The organism is Nocardioides sp. Root122 (genome assembly GCF_001425025.1).
Classification (GTDB): Bacteria; Actinomycetota; Actinomycetes; order Propionibacteriales; family Nocardioidaceae; genus Nocardioides.
Genome location: NZ_LMDE01000016.1, coordinates 1 through 1,645, shown reverse-complemented (window position 1 = coordinate 1,645; position 1,645 = coordinate 1). Strand labels below are relative to the sequence as shown.

At 69.9% G+C, this 1,645-nt stretch carries 1 protein-coding gene; it reads left to right on the top strand.

From position 1 onward, the window contains the following. Nucleotides 1-456 precede the first annotated feature (456 nt). Nucleotides 457-1,626, top strand: coding sequence for a DUF222 domain-containing protein (locus tag ASC64_RS20705; protein WP_056909462.1), 1,170 nt, complete (start codon nt 457-459; stop codon nt 1,624-1,626). Nucleotides 1,627-1,645: the final 19 nt, after the last annotated feature.

Below are 1,645 nucleotides of genomic sequence, written 5' to 3'. Positions count from 1 at the left end.
CGGTGGTTGAGGTGCGAGCGCCAGCGAGCCTCGAAACCACGCCCCYTGGTCAMCCTCTCGGTGGTTGAGGTGCGAGCGCCAGCGAGCCTCGAAACCACGCTCACCCCCCATCCCGTCCCCCTCGGTGGTTGAGGTGCGAGCGCCAGCGAGCCTCGAAACCACGCCCCCTGGTCACCCTCTCGGTGGTTGAGGTGCGAGCGCCAGCGAGCCTCGAAACCACGGTGGTTGAGGTGCGAGCGCCAGCGAGCCTCGAAACCACGCCCCTTGGTCAACCTCTCGGTGGTTGAGGTGCGAGCGCCAGCGAGCCTCGAAACCACGCCCGCCCCCGTTGGTCGAGGAGGGACGAAGTCCCGTCACGAGACCCCCCAACCACGGGCGGTCAGGACAGTCGACAGGGGCGGACCGTCCACAGTCCGCGCCGCCCCAGTGTCGGTGGTCTCGCCTAGAATCGAACGCATGATCGAGGCGCTGGCGCAGGGAATCGGAAAGGTCGAGGACGACCTCTCCGCCTCCGACGTGCTCGCCTCGATCCGCGCACGCAAAGCCGACGAAGATCGCGCGGCCGCTGACCAGCTGGTCCTCGCCGCCCGCTGGGCCGACCTCCACCCGCCCGAGTCGATCCACCACGCCGCGACCTTCACCGTCCCGGGGTGTGAGCACGAGGAACCCATCGCCGGTCAGGGGGCTCCGCTGGTGGCGGAGTTCTGCATCGCCGAGCTCGGCGCCGTGCTCGGCATGTCGACCACATCGGCGAAGAAGCTCATCGGCCAGGCGCTCGAGCTGCGTCACCGGCTCCCGCGCCTGTGGGCGCAGGTCCAGTCCGGCGTCGTGCCGGCCTGGCGGGCCAGGTCCGTCGCGGAAGCCACGATCCACACCGTCCCCGCCCTGACCGTCGAAGCGGCCGCGCACGTGGATGCGCAGGTCGCCGCGGTCGCCGGACGCATCGGCCCCGCGCAGCTGGACCGGCTGGTGGCGGAGACGATCAGGCGGTTCGAGCTCGGCGCACCCGACCCCACCGCTGACCCGGAGGACGGGCATCTGCACGTCGACCCCCGCCATGCCACCTTGAACGACGAGGACGTCGACTTCGGCGGCACGATGCACTTCGACGCCGTGCTCGGCATCGCCGACGCCTTCGACCTGGGCCACGCCGTATCCCACGACGCCGCGGTCCAGAAGGCGCTCGGCTCCACCGAGTCCCTCGACGTGCGCCGGTCCAAGGCGCTCGGCAACCTCGCCCGTGCCCAGACCGCTCTCGACCTGGCCGGCATCGGCGCCGAGCCCACCAAGCTGCCGCCCGCCCGGGAGGTCGTCGTCCACGCCCACTTCGAGGCCACCACCGTCGGCGAGACCACGGTGTTCGCGCCGACCGGCCGGATGGAGAACCTCCAGCGCCTGGTGCTGCTGGAGCAGGTCCAGGGCTGGTGCGCCGACAACCACACCAAGGTCACCATCAAGCCCGTCATCGACCTCAACACTGAGCTGTCCGCACCGGGCTACACGATCCCCGCATGGCTTCGCGAGCAGATCGCCCTGCGCGACGGCAGGCGAGTTCTAGGTAGTGACGCAACACCTCGTCTGAGGAGTTGTGATGAGGAAGTTCACCAAGCCCGATCTGCCGCGTGAGCATGAACGTCGGTTCTGG

Bases quoted from the DNA above. Each gene is read 5' to 3' on its own strand.
- ASC64_RS20705 (WP_056909462.1), top strand. From the start codon at position 457: ATGATCGAGGCGCTGGCGCAGGGAATCGGAAAGGTCGAGGACGACCTC.